Consider the following 19460-nt stretch of genomic DNA (forward strand, 5'->3'; position numbering starts at 1 on the left):
CCACGACAATGAGAAGTGTATTTATAATATTAATGGCTTTAGGCATTGTTGCCATGCCATCCTGTAAAAAGAAACTGGATCTTAATCCAACAGCTTCGCTTGCCCCTGAAACAGTAACGGCAAACGATATTGGCAAACTCTTGAATGGTATTTATGATGCCTTGCAAAACGGTGGTACTACCTTCTACTATCTAAGCGATGTTACAGAAGATTTGTCTGCTGATAACCTGCGCTACAGGGCAACATTCTTTCAACATGGAGAAGTAGATAACAATGCTATTCTTTCCAACAATGTATTGACTGAACGCTATTTCATCGGGCCTTACAATATGATACAAAGAAGCAACGATGTAATTGAGATTGCAGAAGCTTCAAGTTTACCAGAGGCCACTAAGAAGAATGCTTTGGGTGTGGCTTATTTTGCAAGGGCTTTTGGCTACTATAGGTTGGTAACGCTGTTTGGCGGTGTACCTATACTTCTTACAAGGTCAATAGAGCAAGTGCCAAGAAACACTGAAGCAGAAACATATAACCAGATAATTGTTGATTTATTGAAGGCGATAGATAATGCTCCCTCAGTTACCAGCAATGCCTACATATCCTCAGAAGCGGCCAAAGCACTTCTTGCAAGGGTATACCTGATAAGGAAGGATTACCAGAATGCGAAGAAGTACGCAGAGGAAGTGATCAACAGCGGGAAGTTCGCACTTACTACCAACTACGAGGCAATGTTGAATAGTCCCATAGGAAATCCGGAAGTCATATTCGCCCGGCAGTTCACTCCGACTGAAGGCGAGAACTCATTGTACTTTTTCCTGCAACACCCTACTATGCCAGGTAGCGGAAGGGCAGAACTTCCAGTAGATAATTCTTTTATAGCTGCGTTTGAACCGAATGATATTCGTCGCGCTTCCATTGTGCAAGAAATTGTAGCACCTGCTTCAAATCCTGGTTGGTATGTAAAAAAGTATAGGGATCCGGCAGGTGCTGCAGCACACCCAATTTACGTGGTGCGGCTTGCAGAAATGTATCTCATTTCAGCCGAGGCGGAATATTTCATTTCTAATATGAATACCACCAATGCACAAATGCTAAACAGGCTGAATGAAGTAAGAACCAAGCGTGGATTAACCGCAGTTACCTCTGCTGACCTGTATACCATCATCAGGGAGCGCCGTATAGAACTAGCTTTTGAAAACTTGCGGTGGACGGATCTGAAACGTACGCCTGATCCGACAACTACATCTAAATCTATGGCGCAGGTATACGTGGAATCTAAAGGAAGGACAGTGAATGATCTCCTTTATCCTATACCACAAAACCAGATTGACGTTAATCCCAAACTTGTTCAAAATCCTGGCTATTAGCAGCTGGTAGTAATAGCAACAATAAAAGGCTGTCTCAATCAATGAGGCAGCCTTGTTTTTTTACGACGGTAATAATTTATCTGGTATTCTACAAGATAACGTTCTCCATTATCTCTGACTTCTCAGGGTAGTCTGTATTGAAATGCAAGCCGCGGCTTTCTTTTCTAAACTGTGCTCCTTTTACAATCAGGTAACCAACAGAGATCAGGTTGCGCAGTTCGCACAGTTGCGGCGAAACATAGGTAGTCTGGTATAGTTGTTCTGTCTCTTCGTAAAGCAGGTCCAGTCGCTTCATAGCACGCGCCAAACGCACAATGGTTCGCACAATACCTACATAGTCACTCATGATCTGCTGCAGCTCTTTCAGGCTCTGTGTTATCAGGATCATTTCATCTGGTTCACGTGTTCCTTTTGCATCCCAATCAGGTACAGTATTTCGCCTTTTGTTGTTCTTTGCCAGCGGTTCACGCTGTATACTATCCAGGTATGCACGATGTCCGAAAACCATAGCCTCTAACAAGCTATTGCTGGCAAGGCGGTTGGCACCATGCAAGCCTGTACTGGCACATTCGCCGCAGGCATACAGATTTTTGATAGATGTGCGTGCCCATTCATCGGTCCTTATTCCACCACAGCTATAATGCGCCGCAGGCGCTACAGGAATCATGTCATCGGCTATGTCTATGCCAATGCTCATACACTTCTCGTAGATGTTTGGAAAATGGTGAATGAACTTATACTTATCCATGTGGCGGCAGTCCAGGTATACATGCTCCGTACCACCTTTTTTCATTTCATTATCTATGGCACGTGCTACTATATCACGTGGTGCAAGGTCTTTTCGTGAATCATATTTCTCCATGAAAGCCTCGCCAGCTTTATTGCGCAAAATGCCGCCATCGCCGCGTACGGCTTCTGTTATCAAAAAAGAAGGAGAGACGCCGGGTTCAAAAAGCGCAGTAGGGTGAAACTGGATGAACTCCATGTTTTCAATCCTGCCTTTTGCACGGTATACCATAGCCACGCCGTCGCCTGTAGCAATAGTTGGATTAGTAGTGGTGCGATAGGCTTGTCCATTTCCTCCGGTTGCCAGAATGGTAACGGTGGATAAGACCTTTTCTATCTGGTTCGTCTCCAGGTTTAGCAGGTATACACCATAACATTCTATGTCGGTAGTAGCTTTGGTAACAAGGTAACCGAGGTGGTGCTGTGTAATGATATCGACCACGAAGCAGTGCGTTATAAGATCAACGTTGGGAAGGCTCTCGATCTTCTTTAGCAGCGCACGTTCCATTTCCTTACCTGTTACATCTTTGTGGTGCAGGATGCGGTTCATGCTATGCCCGCCCTCTTTGCCAAGAGAATAATCACCATCGGGATCTTTATCGAATTGCGCTCCCCATTCAATGATCTCACGGATGCGCTGCGGCCCTTCCTTCACTACAATCTCTACAATGGCTTCATTGCAAAGGCCATCGCCAGCCACCAATGTATCTTCTATATGTTTTTGAAAACTATCCGCCTCATCCCATACGCCGGCTATACCGCCTTGTGCATATTTGGTATTGGTTTCATCAGAATAAGCTTTGGTGATGATGGTTACCTTTTTTTCAGGACGTGCTTCGGCAACTTTAACGGCATATGTAAGGCCGGCTATTCCGCTGCCTATAACAAGGAAATCAGTTATCATGGTTGGAAATAGATAATTGGTAGTGGAGCTTTTTTAAAAGCACTATCTGCTGTAACAAGCGGCATTTGTAAAACTGATGCAGTTGCAGCAATGATTGCGTCTGGTATCTTCAATTTGAAATCTCTTTTGTACGAAATAGTAAGTTCCTTGATTGCAGGGCTGAATTGGAAGATTTTAAATGTTTGTAAAAGCTCATGTACCTGATCAAGTTTATTTGCAGGAAGTGTAGGAATTGATAAAAGCTCAAGTTCTGTAATGAATGAAATATAGATAAAACTTTCTTCTAAAAAAGCACGTGCTTCTTCATTACCTTCTATGTAATAAGATATGATGTTGGTATCAAGAAAGTAACTATTCCCACTCATCGCGAAGCTTTCGTTGTGCTTTAACTGGATCTACTTTAGATTTTAAGATCCCAAAAAATTTAGAACGATCCGGAGGGGTTGGCATCTTATCCATATTGTAATAAATGAACTTTCCTACCTTCTTCTCCTTCTTCTCCTTTTCACCTGCTTTCATAAAACATGCTTTATCTAAAGTTAAAACAAATTACCCGCCATGTACACTCGCTAAGTGTTAATGCAGCATTGTGAAGAATGAACGTCTTTACTGGCCAGGCAAACAGCAATTACTTAATGTAAAGGATTGCTTCACAAGCTGCGCAAGTTCGCAATGACGAAGCTAACCAACCAATCACCAATCTCTAATCACCTAAACAACCGGCTCTACCCATGCGTCGTTTTCCTTCAGTAGCAGAATAAGCTCTGAAACAGCTATATCACTTGGCACATTCCGCTTCACTACTTCTTTTCCTTTGTACAATGTGATCTTGCCCGGTCCGCTACCTACATAGCCAAAATCCGCATCGGCCATTTCACCGGGTCCATTCACTATACAACCCATGATGGCGATCTTTACGCCCTTCAGGTGATTGGTAACTGCACGAATTTTAGCGGTCGTCTCCTGTAGGTCAAATAAGGTGCGGCCGCAGCTGGGGCAGCTGATATATTCGGTTTTAGAAATTCTTGTACGTGTAGCTTGCAATATGGTAAATGCTGTACTGTTGATGAACTGCTCCGTCGTCTGGTTGTTCAGGTAGTTCCTTCCCGATGCATTGGTAGCAGAAGCACTCTCGTATGCTTTGGAAGTCATGCCGAGGCAGATGCCATCGCCAAAACCATCCAGCAGTAGCGCACCACATTCTGTAGCATAATGCACCAGGTGTTCATCGGCGCTGCTCCAATTGCTGTCGCAGATGATGACCACAGGATTATTGATCTTGCGCTCCTGCAGCTCCATGAACATCCGGCGAACAGCAGGCATAGCATGCTTATTCTCGCTGCTCAGGCAGATAACAACTGTTGGATCGTTGGCAACATCATCCAAGTGCGTGAAATCGTTAAGCGGGGTGTCGTCGCTAAAGCAGTCAAACATCACGAAGTTCATGATGCCACTACGCTCTTTGGCTTTTACAAATCCTGCATCCTGGTAAATAGGAAAGTACTTGGTGACACCATCTGGTGTAATGGAAGCATCTGCTACTACCTGTTGCCATGTGGCAGGATAAACGATCACCTTAAGTGTGCCCGGTAAAGCAAAGGGCAGCACCTGGTTCCCAGTAAAAATATAATCAGCCGCCGAGTCATTGATGGTCCATTTGTCAGAAGCTGCATCATATTTATAACCCACACCTTCTAAATGTGCGGGAGTGATATTCTCTATTTTACTAAGATCCGCCACTACCACCGGTACATGCTTATCACCAATATTATCTATGGCAAAAGAAGTGCGGCGGCGGTATTCAAAAGGAGAATACGATAAGGCTGCCTCTGTTTCTATTGGCGCAATACCTTTTACATGCTGGCTGCGGTCGTTGTAACGTTTCACCAGGTCGCGGCACACAGGTATCTCAAATTCAGGATCTTCTGTAAGGCTAACACGAACGGTGTCGCCGATGCCATCTTCCAGCAAAGTACCTATACCTGCCGCACTCTTCACACGACCATCTTCGCCATCGCCGGCTTCTGTTACCCCAAGGTGCAGTGGGTAGCATTCGTTAAACTCTTGCATCATCTGCGCTATCAGCAGCCTGTATGCCTGCACCATCACCTGCGGGTTGCTGCTCTTCATGCTCAGCAGGATGTTGTGGTAATTTTCTGCACGCGCAATACGGAGGAACTCCATAGCACTTTCAACCATGCCCATCGGCGTATCGCCATAGCGGCTCATGATGCGATCGCTAAGACTGCCGTGGTTGGTACCTATTCGCATTGCAGTACCGTATTCTTTACAAATAGATATCAACGGCGTGAACCTTTCGCGGATGCGGTCTATCTCTTCTAAATATTCGGCATCCGTATATTCCAGCAGTTCAAACTTCTTTTTGTCTACGTAATTGCCTGGGTTCACCCGCACCTTTTCTACTATGCGTGCTGCTATTTCTGCGGCATTTGGTGTAAAATGTATATCGGCAACCAGCGGTGTGGTATAGCCCCTGCGATGCAATTCATTCTTAATGTTCAGCAGGTTTTCAGCCTCTTTTTTGCTGGGCGCCGTAATACGCACCAGCTCAGCACCTGCCTCTATACAGCGGATGGTTTGCTCCACGGTAGCCATGGTATCCATGGTGTCGGTGGTGGTCATGGTCTGCAGGCGGATCGGGTGAAAGTTTCCCAGCTTCAGGTTGCCTATAGCGACCTCTCGGGTAGCCAGACGTTTATATTCAGTAAGCGATTCACAATATAATTGCATAGGTCAAAATAGCGCCCTTAGTACAGGCGGTGCAAAGGTGCAGATTTTTGCGCAAGCAGGGTGAGGGAGAATGTTAAGGTGGGGAGGTTGATAAGTTGTATGGTTGAGAAGTTGATAAGTGAGGCTGCCGTATTTGAGTTTTCAAAAGTGAAGGGAGAAAGTTGTTCCCTTTCCTTCTACTGATTGAATTTGGATACTGCCTTTGTGCAGCATCATTATCTGCTTGCACAAGCTCAGCCCAATGCCACTACCCGTTTTCTTAGTGCTAAAGAACGGGATAAAGATCTTTTCCATCACTTCTTCTGACATGCCTGCACCATTATCTGAAACCCTGATAATCACTTTTCCTCCTGGTGCAATAAATCCAGAGAGCGTGATGCGCGGCTGCTCGCTCTCTTTTACCGCATCCAGGCTGTTCACCACCAGGTTGATCAGTACTTGTTCTACCAGGTTGGTATCAGCTTCCAGTTGCAGCCCGGGGTCCTTTAGTACAATTTCCATCTCTACCTGCTTCTGATCGAGCGTTGGCTGCATCAGTTGGTACAGGTTCTCAAAAAGATCACGCACGTATATTTTTTGCACGTTAAGCGTGGTGATCTTATTAAGATTGCGATAAGTTTCAGCAAACTTCAGCAAGCCTTCGCTGCGGCGTTTGATGGTTTCAATGCCTAGTTCAAGATCGTCTACACTGCCACTTTCATTGTTTAGTTTATTGAGTGACAAGTGCAGCCGGTTTTTAAGTGTATCAGCCAGTGACGAGATTGGCGCAATAGAATTCATGATCTCGTGTGTCATTACGCTCAGCAGCTTTTGCCACGCACGTGATTCTGTTTCATCAAGCGCTTCATCAATATTTTGGAAAGCAATCAGCTTAAACTTTTCACCTTCTGTTTGAAATGCTGTTGATGACAGCAGCACCTTAAAAGAAGATCTTTCAAGATGGGCGGTTGCAATTTTTGCATCACCCGGCCGCAGTGCCAGTATTTGCTGGTACAATGTCTCATCACGCTTTGCCAGTGAATGAATGGTTTTGAGGTACGGCAGCTGCAGCATACGCTTCAGCGTTTCGTTCATCCATACTACCGCTCCATCCTCTTCTTTATACGAAAGAATGCCCGTGTCAACCAGCTCCAGTATCTTCTGCAGGTATTGGTATTGGGTTTCCTTTTCTTTACTAATGATCTTGAACGTGGTGTTGATCTCGTTGAAACCTTTGCGTAAAGGTTTCAGTTCAGTAGGAGCATGCTTTACATCGAAGTTGCGGCTGAAGTCGCGGTAATGGATAGACTCTACAAATTGGCTTAGCTCCTCGTAACTTTTGTGATGAAAGCGATAAAACTCTATTACGAGGTAAACGATCAAAGGCAGCAGCATGATGAAGTATATCCAGTACAACTGCACTACGAAGAATGCCGCAGCTGTTAGTGTAACCAGCAGCAGCACTACACGGAAACCAATCCGCCATTCGAAGTTTTTAAAGAGAGGCATGGGGAGGTTTTCAGCTATCAGTTTTCAACTATCAGCTTTGAGCTGAAGCTTTAAATGAACAACTAATAGCTGATTAGGATTTTAATGTTGTTATCAAATTTTTTGGCTGAAGGCTTAAGGTTGACTTCTGACAGCTGCACCCTAAATATCATACTTACTCAACCTCCTGTACAATGCAGTTCTTGTAAGGCCAAGTTCTTTAGCTGCTTTTGAAATATTGCCATTGTTCTTTTCTATCACCTTCAGTATCGTGTTCTTTTCTACTGAACTTAAATTTAGCTCCACCGGCTCTTCCTCTATTCTTTTTTTAGTTTCTAATGGTGAGAAAAGAAGATCGGTAGCTGTAAGCACATCTCCTTCCGCCATAATGACGGCACGCTCTATTGAATATTGCAATTCACGCACATTTCCGGGAAAATGATAATTCAAAAGTTTATCTACGGCAGAGGCATCCAGCTTTAGTACAGGTTTCAAATATTTATTGCTGTACAATTGGCAGAAATGATTTGCCAGCAAAATGATATCATCACCACGCTTCCGCAGTGGCGGCATCATTATCTCAACTGTATTTATTCGGTAGACAAGGTCCTTCCTGAAACGGTTTTCATTCGCCAGTTCGTGCAGGGGCACATTAGTAGCGCATACCAGCCTTATGTCAATATGCCTTGGCTCATGATCCCCAAGTCTTAGCACTTGCCGGTTTTGTAGTACGCTTAGCAGCTTCGCCTGTTGATGTAAAGAAATATTGCCTATCTCATCCAGGAATAAAGTTCCACCCTGCGCTGCTTCAAACCTGCCCGCACGGTCTTCACGTGCATCAGTGAAAGCGCCTTTGCGGTAGCCAAACAACTCGCTCTCAAACAGGCTTTCGGTAAGTGAACCCACATCTACTTTTACATAAGGCTTTTGCGCCCGCAGGCTTTGCTGGTGAATGGCTTTAGCCACCAGGTCTTTACCGGTTCCATTTTCTCCTAGAATAAGAATGTTGGCATCAGTAGGTGCTATTTTTTCAATCTTGTAAAAAATATCCTGCATCACATCGGACTCGCCCAGCACTTCATTTTGCCAATGTGTGCCGCTAACGGTAGATATTTTCGGCTTGCCTTTTTCTCCCCTTGCTTTTTTATCCAGGGCATCTTTTAAAATGCTGATCAGTTTTTCGTTGTGCCATGGTTTCACAACAAAATCAGCCGCGCCTTCTTTTAATGAGCGTACGGCAAGATCTATATCACCATACGCAGTGATCATAATTACCGCTGCTTCACTCTTAAATTCTTTTATTTTCTTCAGCCAAAAGATCCCTTCGTTGCCGGTGTTGATGGAGCTGTTGAAGTTCATATCGAGCAACACAAGATCAAAGCTTTTGCGCGAAAGGATGTCGCGGAGGTTTTCCGGGTTTCGTTCCGTCAGTACTTCCTTCGCCTCTGTTTTTAATAACAAACGTACAGCGGTTAAAACATCCGGGTCATCATCTACAATCAATACTGAAGAATTCTTTAGGAGCATGCAGTCAGGGTTTAGCAGGCAATGTGCAACTACAATAATACCATAAATGCAAGGCAGTGGCTATTAATATTTTATAAAAGGCAAAGTGTTAGAAAGTGTATCAAAAGCGGACACTGAGTGTATCACTAACGAACATCTTCGTAGATACTAAGAACTTCATTATCTTGTGAATCAATGGCTTGTGAATTGGCATGTTTATGCGAGTGTACAGGTTGTTTAGATTTCTCCTGTGCGAACAACACCCGGAAATAAAAAGCCGGGTGTTTGTAAAACCCTTTTAAAAGAGAACAGTGGATAGAATAATTAAAAAGAATAGGTGGTCACGTAAAAGGTTACTAACCATTGGAACCATCACGATGATCGTTCTGCTAATAGCCGGCAGCTTCTACTTTACTTCCGGTAAAAGCAGGTTGAATGTTGATACTGAACGCATTACTATTTCTGAGGTAAAAAAGGCTGCTTTCCAGGAGTTCATTCCCGTGAATGGCATCGTGATGCCGCTTACCACCATTTACCTTGATGCTGCGGAAGGAGGAAGAGTAGATGAGGTGTTTGTAGAAGATGGTGCTTTTCTTAAGAAAGGCCAGGCAATCATGAAGCTGGCGAATACGGACCTGGAACTTAGTTTAAGCAACCAGGAGACTGCAGTGTTTGAAGTGCTGACGCAAATGCAAAATACCCGCAACAATGCAGAGCAGAATACCATTCGCCAATTGAACCAAATGGCTGAAGTTGACAACGCTCTTGTGGAAGCTGAAAGAATTTATAAACTGAATAAGTACCTGTATGATGAGAAGGCACTGGCCCGGCAGGATTTACTGAGTGCTGAAAATAATTACAAGTACCAGGTGCGCCGCAAGAAGCTAACAGAAGAAACATTGAAGAACGACTCTGCAAGTGGTCGCCAGCAGGTAGGACAAATGAGAGAGAGCTACAGCCGTATGCAAAACGCGCTGCACCTGATGCGCCGCAAGGTGAATGACCTTGTTGTTCGTGCACCGGTTGATGGACAGATCACTTCGCTGGATGCAGAGATTGGGCAATCAAAGAACCGTGGCGAAAGACTTGGACAGATAGATGTGATGAGCGGTTTTAAAGTTCGTGCTGATATAGACGAACATTACATCTCGAGGATCTACACAGGCCTGATGGGTGAGTTCTCGTTGGCAGGAAAAAATTATAAGCTTAAAATCAGAAAGGTATATACGCAGGTAAACAACGGCCGCTTCCAGGTAGATATGGAGTTTGTTGATGGTATACCTGATGGCATTCGTCGCGGGCAAACACTGCAGATACGCCTTGCACTAAGCGATGAGACACAAGCCGTGTTATTAGCAAAAGGTGGCTTCTACCAACAGACTGGCGGCAACTGGGTTTTTAAGGTAAATGAAAGTGGCAGCATGGCTTATAAAGTAGACGTACAGCTAGGCAGACAGAACCCAGAGTACTACGAAGTGCTGCAAGGCCTTCAGCCGGGAGATAAGATTGTTACATCGAGCTACGAGAACTATGGGAATATGCAGGAGCTGGTGTTGAGGAGGGAGAAGTAGGTGTTAGCGATCAGCTGTCAGCTATCAGCTTTCAGAAGGAAGGTTAAGAAATGAGCTTGTACGCGGTGTAAAATCAACTTGTTATTTCAGTCGAGTTTGTCAGCGTAGCTATAGATCATTTTCCTAAGCTGAATGATTTCTTCATCAAGTTCTTTGTAGGTGATTTCATCAATGTAGCCTAGGTCATGACTTAGCAAGACCTGGTAGTGAAGTTCGGAACATGAGCCAGTGGAAATGATTAGAAATCTTTTGAAGTCTCCATTGCTATGCCTGCCGCAGCCTTCAGCAATGTTAGTAGAAATGGATGCTGATGAGCGGCGCATCTGGGAGGTAAGACCATAAGTTTCTTCTTTGGGAAAGTTTTGGGTGAGGCGGTAGATTTTGAGGGTTAATAGATGACTTCTTTTCCAAAATTCAAGCTGTTGAAAATTTCTCATTATAAATCTTTTAGAAATACAAAATAGATTTCTGTGATTACTATATCAACAATAAATGCAGCATTATGAAAAAGCTATTACAAGTATCATTAACAATGGTATTAATTAATGCTATTGTTCCTGTTGTGATGGCATGTACCGTACAAGGAACAAATTATCAGAATAAGCAGTCAATACAACTACCAGAAATAAAAACGCACGATTTAGATATTCATCCCTTTTATTTATTCAACGACATTAAATGATCTCCTTAGTAGCTGAAGGCTGATAGCTGATAGCTGACAACCAAAATTTTAAACTCAATGATATCTATCTCTCAACTCGAAAAAGTCTACCGTACTGAAGATGTAGAAACCATCGCTCTTAATAAGCTAAACTTCGAAGTGAACGAAGGTGAATTTGTAGCTGTAATGGGACCTTCTGGATGTGGTAAGTCTACACTGCTTAACATCGTTGGTTTACTTGATGACCCAGATAGCGGAAGCTTTAAGTTCAACGGCCAGGAAGTGGCACATTTCAACGAAAGGAAGCGCGCTGATTTGCGCAAACGCAACATTGGTTTTGTATTTCAAAGTTTCAATTTGATTGATGAGCTAACAGTATTTGAAAACGTAGAACTTCCTCTGATCTACCTGGGTGTAAAGGCGCCAGACAGGAAGAAGCGTGTAGAAGACGTACTTGACAAAATGCAGATCATGCATCGTCGAAATCATTATCCACAACAGCTTTCAGGCGGACAACAACAGCGTGTAGCTGTAGCAAGAGCAGTGGTAAATAATCCTAAACTTATTCTCGCGGATGAACCAACCGGTAATCTTGATTCATCAAACGGTAATGAAGTAATGCAACTGCTAACCGATCTGAACGAACAAGGAACAACCATAGTTATGGTAACACACTCAGAGCATGATGCACGTTATAGCCATCGCATCATTCGTATGCTGGATGGACAAACGGTGCTCGAAAATATCATGGTGTAGGAAATTGATTCAAAGCTGACGAACAAGGGATTTGCAAGTAAATTCTTGCCACCTAACCTTCCTTATAATCACACACAGAAAATCATTTTTACCACAAGCAAATGTGGAGTAGCTACTAGTGAATGTATCCGTTTTACTATATGCACTACATGTTAGCATATGAGCTTGCGTGCCGCCTGGCAACACAAAGAACATACCCCTGACAATACGAAGATTATGTTTAGAAACTACCTGAAGCTTGCATACCGAAACCTGGTGAAGAACAAGACGCTTTCTTTCATCAACATCTTTGGTTTGGCTATTGGTCTTACCTCTTGCATGTTGATTTCGGTTTACATCATGCATGAGCTGAGTTACGACCAGTACCATGTAAACAAAGACAGGATCTTTCAATTGAACACAGACTTCATGCAGGAAGGTGAAAGCAAAATTGCTGGTAATACATCAGGTGGTGTGGGTAAACTGATGCAGCAGGAGTTTTCCGAAATAGATAAAACTGCGCGACTGATGCGCCTGTACAGGGATGATAAAACACTATTACAAGTAACAGAAGCTGGTAGTGCCATCAAATCATTTTATGAAACAAAAGGATATTTAGCAGACTCAGGTTTCTTTCAAATCCTTACCTATGATTTCAAAGAAGGTAATCCGCAAACAGCTTTGATGGAGCCATCTTCCATTGTTTTATCCGAAGAAATAGCTTCTAAAATCTGGGGCAACCAACCTGCTTTAAATAAAGTAATCCGCGTTAGCAGCAGCACAAACGGGGATCATGATTACAGGGTGACAGGCGTATATAAACAGCCAGTTAACCCTACTCATATTGATGCACGATTTGTTCTCACATTCAGGGGTGGCAACATGGACAACATGGCGAACAACAACCCAAGCCTTGTAAACAACAACATGTTTTATACCTACATGTTGCTAAAGCCTGGAACTGATGCAGGGAAGTTAGCTGCTAAATTTCCAGCTTTCATCAATACGCACATGGGCGAAGAGTTGAAAGGAATGGGAAGGCAACGCAACTATTTACTTACGCCTATTGCTGATGTGTATTTACATGCAGGCATTGAAGAAAATGTAACGCCCGGTGGAAGTAAGAGAAGCCTCTTTATACTTGGAACTATAGCACTGCTTACACTTCTCATCGCATCCATCAACTTCATGAATCTTGCTACATCTCAATCTTCTAAACGTGCTGCAGAAGTAGGAGTACGAAAGGTGCTGGGCGCAGAGAAAAGATCACTAGTAAATCAATACCTCGGTGAGGCTGTGCTGATGTCGCTGGTAGCAATGGTCATTGCTTTTCTCCTGGCGCAATTGCTCAAGCCTTTGTTTGAAAACATTTCCGGAAAATCACTGATGATAAATTTCCAACAGCATGCGCTTTTGTTCGTTGGCTTTTTTGCTCTTGCAGTCATAACAGGATTACTGGCTGGTCTTTATCCTGCATTTTACTTATCCTCTTTTAAGCCGATAAAGGTGTTGAAAGGGAAGTTTACCAATTCGCTTGCTGCAGTTAGTTTACGCAAAGGCATGGTGGTTTTTCAATTTGTTATTTCTATTGCGCTAATTGTTGCATCGGTTGTTATTGCTTCGCAAATGAAGTACATGCGTTCTAAAGATCTAGGCTTTCAGAAAGACCAACAGATCATTATTCCACTAAGAACAGCTACTGCTAAAGCAGCCCGTCAATCTTTTAAATCTGAGTTAGCAGGTAGTACTCATATTAGCTCCATCGGCTCTTCTATGTATTATCCTGGAATCGACAATGTACAAGATTGGCTAATGTACAGGCAAGGTAAAACAGCAGAAGATTCGAAGACAGTGTTCATCAATTTGGTAGATGATAGCTTTTTAAAAACGCTGGGAGTACAGCCTGTTGCTGGTCGTTTGTTCTCACCTGAATTTACTGCTGATACGCTCACACGTTTTGTAGTAAATGAAGAAGCCATTAAAGAGTTTGGTTTTGCTTCACCCGAAGATGCAATAGGTAAGTGGCTTGCTTCCGATTGGGATGGACAGCAAATGCAATTCACCATTGTGGGTGTTGTTAAGAACTTTCACTTCAAGGACCTGCATGAAGCAGTTCAACCATTTGCTTTTCGTATGTATCCTACTGCTGGTTTCAATTACATGATAGCGCATGCAAAAAGTGCTCACATAGATCAGTCACTTGCATCACTTGAAAGCACATGGAAAAAGCTAAATCCAAATGAGCCTTTTGAATATAGTTTTCTTGATCTTGACTTCCAGAAGAACTATGAGAAGGATGCAAGACAAGCGACCCTGATCAACTACTTCACAGTGATCGCTATACTCATTTCGTGTCTTGGGTTGTTTGCACTTGCTGCATTTAGCGCAGAGCAACGAACAAAAGAAATAGGTATAAGAAAAGTACTGGGTGCAAGCGTAAGCAGTGTTGTTGGTTTATTGTCAGTTGATTTCTTGAAGCTGGTTTTTATAGCGGTAGTTATAGCATCACCACTCGCCTGGTGGGCAATGGAAAAATGGCTTCAGAATTTTGCCTTCCGCACCACTATCACCTGGCATGTATTTGCGCTGACTACTGTACTTGCTGTAGCCATTGCTTTTATTACCATCAGCTTCCAATCAGTGAAAGCAGCACTTGCTAATCCAACCAAAAACTTAAGAACCGAATAAAGTGAATGCAGCTACGCAAGAGTTAAATGAAAAACATAAGTAGGTAAAATTATAGGCAATGCTGCTGTAGTCGACAACGATCAAAAACGAAATTTTATATGCTCCAGAATTATTTCAAGACAGCGATCCGCAACCTGATGCGGTACAAGGGCTTTTCAGCCATCAATATCCTCAGCCTCACCATCGGCCTCATTGGCTGTTTCGTTATAGGGCTATTTGTTTGGGATGAAAAACAGTTTGATAAATCTATTCCCGGTGGGGAGAATGTGTACCGCGTGTACACCGAAAGACAAGAGAGTGGCAACACATCGTACATGGCAGTTGGTGCTCCTGTTTACGCGACGTTCCTGCAACGCACTTTTCCTGAGGTAGAGGCTACTGCTCGAATCATGATGATAAATGATAAGTACCTTTTAGAAGTTGGAGATAACAAAGCTTATGAAGAAAAGGGCATCTTCGTTGACTCATCATTCTTCTCCGTTTTCCCTCTGAAGTTCGCGGCTGGTGATGCAGCAACTGCATTGTTAGCACCTTCAACCATTGTACTCAATCAACAACTGGCGAAGCAATACTTCGGCAACAACAATCCAATTGGTAAGACAATAAAAATCGACAATGAAGACTTTACGGTAAAAGGTGTTTTAGCTGAAATGCCATCACACTTCCACCTCGACTTCCGATACGTCATGTCTTTGCCTTCAATTACGCTTCCTGCAGAAAGGATGGAAAAGTGGACATGGAGCCAGTTCTACAGTTACGTAAAACTGAAGCCGGGCACAGATGTGAATAAACTACAGGAGAAGTTCCAGGCGCATGTAGTAGAAAAGGTGCGGCCAACATTGGAGAGCGACAATACAACGTTCCTGCCTTACTTCCAACACCTGCACGATATACACCTCAACTCAGCTGACTTTGTGTATGACAATGCTGTTCGGGGAAATGCCTCGTATGTAAAAGGTCTAAGCATCATTGCCATCTTTGTCTTGATTATTGCATGCTTCAATTTTATCAACCTCGCTACGGCACGATCATTTAGAAGAGCGAAGGAAATTGGTGTAAGGAAAGTTATTGGTGCAGATAGGAAACAACTGATCGTTCAGTTTATAGGCGAAACAATTTTGCTGTCTGTTATCTCTGTTATACTTGCTGCTACAGTTACTTATTTTGTTGTTCCGCTGCTGAATGATTTTACCGGCAAGAATATCGAGTTCAACCTTTTCACAAACCCGCTTCTATTGCTTACGATACTTGCATCAGCAGTTGTGATTGGTGTGCTGGCAGGTATCTATCCTGCGATGGTGTTGTCTGGCTTCCAACCGATCAAGGTGCTTAAAAGCATGAAGCCAACGTCGCCCTCCGGCGGTACGAATTGGATAAGGCAGGGACTTGTGGTGGTGCAATTTGCTTTGTCTGCGTTGCTCATTGTTTCAGCTATCATTGTTTACAAGCAGATGAGCTACCTCAACACCAAGGATATCGGCTTCAACAACGAACAAGTTATTTACTTCCAGATGAGAGGTGAAGTAGCTGATAAATTAGAAGCCTTCAAGAGCGAGTTGAAGAGCAACCCGAATGTACTTTCTGTTACCGCTGGTTATGGTTTACCAGGTGATCAATTCGCAGGTGATGGCGTGAAGATCCCTGGTAAGGACGGTGAGAAAAGCATTTCGAGCAAGCTCTTCATCGGCGATCATGATTACATCAAAACGCTTGGCTTCAAAATCATTGCAGGGAGAGATTTTTCTAAAGAAATGACGACCGATGTAGATGAGGCATTTATTATAAATGAAACAGCAGTAAAGGACTTTGGTTTTGATACACCTGAAAAAGCATTGGGGCAACCGATCTACTGGCCCAAGTGGGGAGCCAATCCTGGCGACCCTGTAAAGAAGGGAAAGGTGATCGGCGTAGTACAGGATTTTCATTACAAGAGCCTGCATGAGAAAGTAACAGCGTCTGTCATCCAGATCTATCCTCCTGTTGCACTTAAAGTAGCTGCTAAGCTCAGCACCAGCAATATCAAGAGTACCATTGATCACATCAACAATACGTGGAATAGATTTTCACCCGGCTTTCCTTTGGACTATAAGTTTATGGACGAGACCTATGGCAAGATGTATGAGAGCGAGCAGAAGCTCAGCAGCCTGCTGTGGATATTTACTTTGATGGCCATCATAGTAGGCTCTATGGGTTTGTTCGCACTCGCTGCATTTAGTGCGGAGCAGCGCACCAAAGAAATAGGAATAAGAAAGGTACTGGGAGCAAGTGTGCTCAACATCATGGGCTTGCTTTCAAAGCAATTTGTAGTGCTCGTACTTGTCTCGTCCATCATTGCATTTCCTATAGCATGGTATGCAATGAACAAGTGGCTTGAGAACTTTCCGTACCGTATAAGCATCAGCTGGTGGGTATTTGCTGTTGCAGGCATTGCTGCAGTTGTGGTAGCATTAATAACAGTGAGTTTTCAAACGATAAAAGCTGCTGTAAGTAACCCGGTGAAGAGCTTAAGAACGGAATGAGGTGTGGGTATGGGGTATGGGGTGTGAGGTATGGGGTATGAGGTGTGAGGTTTAGAAAAGCAATGAGGGGAGTTTACGAGAAAGAATATCAAGATGGATACTAAAAAACGAAGAACATGCTTAAAAACTATTTGACCATTGCGATACGTATCCTGCGCAAGAACAAGCTGTATGCCTTCGTAAATATTGCAGGCCTTAGCATTGGCATTGCCTGCTGCTTGCTGATTGGTATGTACATCTGGCACGAAGTGAGCTACGACAGGTTTCATGCGAATGCAGATCGCATAGCACGGGTAACGTGGGAGTACAATTTTGGTGACGCTGATACTAAAACGGCTACAACAGGTACAAAAGTAGGCCCTCAGCTTCAGCGCACTTTTCCTGAAGTAGAAGGCTATGTAAGAACGCTGAAGTATGGTCGAGTGGTTGGTTATGCAGACAAGTTGTTTGAAGAAAAAAGTTTCGTGTATGCAGACTCAGCATTCTTCTCTATGTTCTCTTTTCCTCTGCTGAAGGGCAATACAAGAACAGCATTGAATGCACCAGATAAAGTGGTGCTGACCGAAACAACTGCACGCAAATATTTTGGCAACGAAGATCCTGTTGGTAAAGTTCTGAAGGTGGGTATGAAGCAACTTGAAGTGACTGGTGTTGCTGCTGATGCGCCCGCTAACTCGCAGTTGCAATTTGATTTCATTGCTTCATTTACTACACTGTCTGCAGCTAAAACAGAAAATTATAATGAAGCGAATTACATCACTTACTTGTTATTGAACTCAGCCGACAACCTTGCGGCTCTTCAGAACAAGATTGATGCATTCGCGAAGAGGGTAGCAAAAGAAGAATTTAAAGTAGAAGGTGACCAGTTCATGACGTTTAAGCTGGAGCCGCTTACGGTTGTTCACCTGCACTCTAAGCTCGATGGCTTCGAACCAAACAACAATATCATCTACATCTATATACTAGCTGTAGTGGCATTGCTCATCATGCTGATTGCCTGCGTTAACTATACAAACCTGAGCACAGCTCAGTCAGCAAGTCGTACTGCAGAAATAGGTATCCGCAAAGTATTAGGCGCACGAAAGCAGCAACTGTTCAACCAGTTTATTGCGGAGTCAATTGTGCTTACTGCTATCGCACTTGTTATCGCCTTTGCTGCTGCCTACCTGCTACTACCCTTCTTCAACGATGTAGCAGGCAAACAACTGCAGGCTGCTGATATTTTAAATCCCGTAGTAGTTGGAGGGCTTGTTGTGTTAAGCATGTTGGTTGCCTTTGCAGCAGGTGCATATCCTGCCTTGGTGTTATCAAGCAGCAAAGTCATCAAGATCTTGAAGAGTGGCTTCTCTTTTACTTCAGGTGGTGCAGGATTAAGAAAGTCATTGATCATCCTACAGTTCGTTATCTCCATTTTCCTCATCACGTCAACCATTGTTATACTAAAGCAGCTGGATTATATCCAGACAAAAGATCTCGGCTATGATAAAGAGCAGGTGATCGTTTTGCCGGTAGACGAAGAGGTGAAAAAGATGATGCAGAACCTAAAGCCAGCACTTACTGCACATCCTAATGTAGTATCAGTAGCAGCTGCATATGAAGCGCCTACGCATATCGGCTGGGGCGATGCGCTTCGGAAGCAAGGCGAGGATAAATCGATCACCATTAATGCCATTCCTGTTGACGAAGACTTTGTAAAAACGATGGGCATGCAGGTAATTGCCGGCTCCGACTTCACGCAGGCTGATGTACTTTCTTTTGATACCACTGGCGGACCCAACAGCAAGTACAGTTACATCCTAAACGAAGCTGCAGCTAAAGCCTTAGGCTGGACCCCAGAAGAGGCAGTAGGTAAGATAGTAGCTAAAAATCGTGAAGGCAAAGTGCGTGGAGTGATTAAAGACTTTCACTTCAGGTCGTTTCACGAGACAATCAATCCACTACTCATCTTTCTTGATCACAGGATGGCGCAGGTAATGCTGGTAAAAGTTTCAAGTGAAAATTTAAAAGCAACAATTGACCACCTGCAAACAACATGGAAGTCGCGCATCAGCCACCGTCCTTTCGAGTATCATTTCCTTGATGAAGAGTTCCAGGAAATGTACAAGGCTGAGCAGCAAACAGGCATTGTCTTCACCACGTTCTCTACATTGGCCATCCTGCTAGCATGTCTTGGTTTGTTTGCACTAAGTGCATTCGAGCTGGTAAAACGAACCAAGGAAATAGGTATTCGCAAAGTACTTGGTGCTTCTATCTCCGATCTTGTTCGCTTGCTCACGAAAGATTTCCTGAAGCTGGTAGCTATTGCTTTCGTCATTGCTGTTCCGGTATCGTGGTACTTGTCAAATGAGTGGCTGCACGAGTTTACTTACCGCATCAACCTCGAGTGGTGGATGTTTATAGCAGCAGGTGTATGTGCTATTGCTATTACGTTGATCACTGTTAGTTACCAGGCTATCAAGTCTTCTTTTACTAATCCAGTTAAAAGTCTACGTTCAGAATAGGCCA

At 43.6% G+C, this 19460-nt stretch carries 13 protein-coding genes; 6 read left to right on the forward strand and 7 right to left on the reverse strand.

The genetic code is table 11. The features are described 5' to 3' along the window. Positions 1-8 precede the first annotated feature (8 nt). Positions 9-1367, forward strand: coding sequence for a RagB/SusD family nutrient uptake outer membrane protein (locus J4N22_RS00275; RefSeq protein WP_207491492.1), 1359 nt, complete (start codon positions 9-11; stop codon positions 1365-1367). 88 nt (positions 1368-1455) lie between these two features. Here J4N22_RS00275 and nadB read toward each other — a convergent pair whose 3' ends face one another. From nadB to J4N22_RS00305, 6 genes are all read right to left on the reverse strand, one after another. Then, positions 1456-3057, reverse strand: coding sequence for an L-aspartate oxidase (gene nadB / locus J4N22_RS00280; protein WP_207491494.1), 1602 nt, complete (start codon positions 3055-3057; stop codon positions 1456-1458). Beyond that, positions 3054-3422, reverse strand: a complete 369-nt coding sequence (locus tag J4N22_RS00285) for a type II toxin-antitoxin system VapC family toxin (protein WP_207491496.1) — start codon at positions 3420-3422, stop codon at positions 3054-3056. Before J4N22_RS00285 ends, nadB begins: the two co-directional genes overlap by 4 nt. Further along, positions 3409-3576, reverse strand: a complete 168-nt coding sequence (locus J4N22_RS00290; protein WP_207491498.1) for a hypothetical protein — start codon at positions 3574-3576, stop codon at positions 3409-3411. The genes J4N22_RS00285 and J4N22_RS00290 overlap by 14 nt, the downstream gene beginning before the upstream one ends. Before the next feature lie 192 nt (positions 3577-3768). Next, the gene (gene ispG / locus J4N22_RS00295) at positions 3769-5808 is read right to left on the reverse strand and encodes a (E)-4-hydroxy-3-methylbut-2-enyl-diphosphate synthase (protein ID WP_207491500.1); all 2040 of its coding nucleotides are present in this window, start codon (positions 5806-5808) and stop codon (positions 3769-3771) included. Positions 5809-5949: 141 nt separating this feature from the next. After that, a complete protein-coding gene (locus J4N22_RS00300; RefSeq protein ID WP_242692005.1) occupies positions 5950-7296 on the reverse strand; it encodes a sensor histidine kinase in 1347 nt (448 codons plus the stop codon). A 141-nt stretch (positions 7297-7437) separates the two neighbouring features. Then, on the reverse strand, positions 7438-8802 hold the full coding sequence (locus J4N22_RS00305) for a sigma-54-dependent transcriptional regulator (protein WP_207491502.1): 1365 nt from the start codon (positions 8800-8802) through the stop codon (positions 7438-7440). A 290-nt stretch (positions 8803-9092) separates the two neighbouring features. On the opposite strand from J4N22_RS00305, the gene J4N22_RS20175 reads away from it, so the two are divergent. Then, positions 9093-10352, forward strand: a complete 1260-nt coding sequence (locus J4N22_RS20175) for an efflux RND transporter periplasmic adaptor subunit (RefSeq protein ID WP_207491504.1) — start codon at positions 9093-9095, stop codon at positions 10350-10352. A gap of 86 nt (positions 10353-10438) precedes the next feature. Here the strand turns inward: J4N22_RS20175 and J4N22_RS00315 are convergent, their stop codons facing one another. After that, positions 10439-10789, reverse strand: coding sequence for a four helix bundle protein (locus J4N22_RS00315; protein ID WP_207491506.1), 351 nt, complete (start codon positions 10787-10789; stop codon positions 10439-10441). 302 nt (positions 10790-11091) lie between these two features. Between J4N22_RS00315 and J4N22_RS00320 the strand changes: the two genes are divergently transcribed. The 4 genes from J4N22_RS00320 (at position 11092) to J4N22_RS00335 (ending at position 19456) form a co-directional block, all read left to right on the forward strand. Next, positions 11092-11769 (forward strand): ABC transporter ATP-binding protein, encoded by a 678-nt coding sequence (locus J4N22_RS00320; protein WP_207491508.1) that lies wholly within the window; start codon positions 11092-11094, stop codon positions 11767-11769. Positions 11770-11985: 216 nt separating this feature from the next. Next, on the forward strand, positions 11986-14436 hold the full coding sequence (locus J4N22_RS00325; protein WP_207491510.1) for an ABC transporter permease: 2451 nt from the start codon (positions 11986-11988) through the stop codon (positions 14434-14436). A gap of 98 nt (positions 14437-14534) precedes the next feature. Continuing rightward, positions 14535-16955, forward strand: coding sequence for an ABC transporter permease (locus J4N22_RS00330; RefSeq protein WP_207491512.1), 2421 nt, complete (start codon positions 14535-14537; stop codon positions 16953-16955). Positions 16956-17071: 116 nt separating this feature from the next. Further along, positions 17072-19456, forward strand: coding sequence for an ABC transporter permease (locus J4N22_RS00335; protein ID WP_207491514.1), 2385 nt, complete (start codon positions 17072-17074; stop codon positions 19454-19456). The last annotated feature ends 4 nt before the right edge of the window (positions 19457-19460 follow it).

The organism is Aridibaculum aurantiacum, assembly GCF_017355875.1.
Lineage (GTDB): Bacteria > Bacteroidota > Bacteroidia > Chitinophagales > Chitinophagaceae > Segetibacter > Segetibacter aurantiacus.